Here is a 2,120-nt window from a genome sequence, read left to right as displayed (position 1 = left end):
CGCACCACACCCACACCCGCGGCCCCGTCGGCCAGCGCCGACAACCCCCGCACCACACCCACACGATCCCCGCCCACCACCACCGCACGATGATCGAGCGCCGCCCGCGTCGTCGCGAGCGAGTACGCGGTGTCCAGCAGGTCCAGGTCCCCGCGCTCCTCCACGAACGCGGCCAGACGGGAGGCCTGCGCCCGCAACGCCTCCTCGCTGCGCGCCGAGACCAGGAGCGGGAGCGCCGCCTCCGCCGTGGCCGTCCCGTCCGGGGCGGTCGTCCCGGCGGGCTCCGGCTCCGCGTCCCCGGCGGGGGCGGGGGCGGGGGGCTGCTCGATGATGAGGTGGGCGTTGGTGCCGCTGATGCCGAAGGCGGAGATGCCCGCGCGGCGCGGGTGGCCGTTCTCGGGCCACTCGACCGGTTCGGTCAGCAGCGACACCGCGCCCGCCGACCAGTCGACGTGGGACGTCGGAGCGTCCACGTGCAGGGTCCTGGGCAGCAGGTCGTTGTGGATGGAGAGCACCATCTTGATGACGCCCGCGACGCCCGCGGCGCACTGGGTGTGGCCGAGGTTGGACTTGATCGCGCCCAGCCAGAGCGGCCGGTCCTCGGGCCGCCCCTCGCCGTAGGTGGCGAGCAGGGCCTGGGCCTCGATCGGGTCGCCCAGGGTGGTGCCGGTGCCGTGGGCCTCGACGACGTCCACGTCGGCGGGCGTGAGACCGGAGTTGGCCAGCGCCTGGCGGATGACCCGCTGCTGGGAGGGACCGCTCGGGGCCGACAGGCCGTTGCTCGCGCCGTCCTGGTTGACCGCGCTGCCCCGCACCACCGCCAGCACCGGATGGCCGTTGCGGCGCGCGTCCGACAGCCGCTCCAGGACGACCATGCCGACGCCCTCGGAGAACACCGTGCCGTCGGCGGCGTCGGCGAAGGACTTGACGCGGCTGTCGGGGGCGAGGCCGCGCTGGCGGCTGAACTCCACGAACAGCTCGGGGGTGGAGACCACCGTCACGCCCCCGGCCAGCGCGAGCGTGCTCTCGCCCCGGCGCAGGGAGTCGCAGGCGAGGTGGAGCGCCACCAGCGAGGAGGAGCAGGCGGTGTCCACCGTGACGGCGGGCCCCTCCAGGCCGAGCACGTAGGCGACCCTGCCCGACATCACCGAGCTGGAGTTGCCGGTGAGCAGGTAGCCCTCGACGCCCTCGGGCAGCGTGGCCAGCCCGGTGGCGTAGCCGGTGCTCGACGCCCCGACGAACACGCCGGTCGAGCTGCCCTTGAGCGCGTCGGGGGCGATGCCCGCGCGCTCCAGCACCTCCCAGGCCGCCTCCAGCAGCAGCCGCTGCTGCGGGTCGGTGGCGAGGGCCTCGCGCGGCGAGATGCCGAAGAAGCCCGCGTCGAACTCGCCCGCCTCGTGCATGAAGCCGCCGCCTCGGGCGTAGCTGGTGCCGTGCCGGGCGGGGTCGGGGTCGAAGAGCCGGTCCAGGTCCCAGCCCCGGTTGGCGGGGAACTCCGAGATGGCGTCGCCGCCCTCTTCCAGCAGCCTCCACAGCGCCTCGGGCGAGTCGACGCCGCCCGGGTAGCGGCAGCTCATGGAGACGATCACGATGGGGTCGTCGTCCACCGGCGCGGCGGCCCGCGCGAGCGGCTCCTCGGCCCGCGCGGGGACGCCCGCGCCGAGCAGTCTGCCCATGAGGTGCTCGGCCAGCGCGACGGGGGTCGGGTAGTCGAAGACGAGGGTGGCGGGCAGGCGCAGCCCGGTCGCGGCGTTGAGCCGGTTGCGCAGCTCGATGGCGGTGAGCGAGTCGAAGCCGAGCTCCTTGAAGGCGCGGCCGGACTGCACCGAGTCGGCGTCGGCGTGGCCGAGCACGGTGGCGGCCTGCGTGCGGATGAGGGAGACGAGCACGCGGTCGCGCTCGGCCTCGGGCAGGCCGGTCAGCTGGCGCAGCAGGGGGGAGCCTCCCGCGGCGGAGGTCGCGGGGGCCGTCACCTCGCGGCGGGCGGGGGCGCGGACGAGGCCGCGCAGGAGCGCGGGCGGCGTGCCGTTCGCGCCGCGCAGCGCGGCGAGGTCGAGGTGGATCGGCACCAGCAGGGCCTCGTCGACGGCGGCGGCGGCGTCGAACAGCGCGAGCCCCTC

1 protein-coding gene is annotated in these 2,120 nt (G+C 75.8%); it reads right to left on the bottom strand.

The features are described 5' to 3' along the window. On the bottom strand, window positions 1–2,120 hold a 2,120-nt coding region (locus ACFFRH_RS44035; RefSeq protein ID WP_386164136.1), incomplete at both ends, for a type I polyketide synthase.

This window comes from Streptosporangium vulgare, from assembly GCF_042428775.1.
Classification (GTDB): Bacteria; Actinomycetota; Actinomycetes; order Streptosporangiales; family Streptosporangiaceae; genus Streptosporangium; species Streptosporangium vulgare.
The sequence above is the reverse complement of the archived record's forward strand: the minus strand, read 5'-3'. Positions and strand labels throughout refer to the sequence as shown.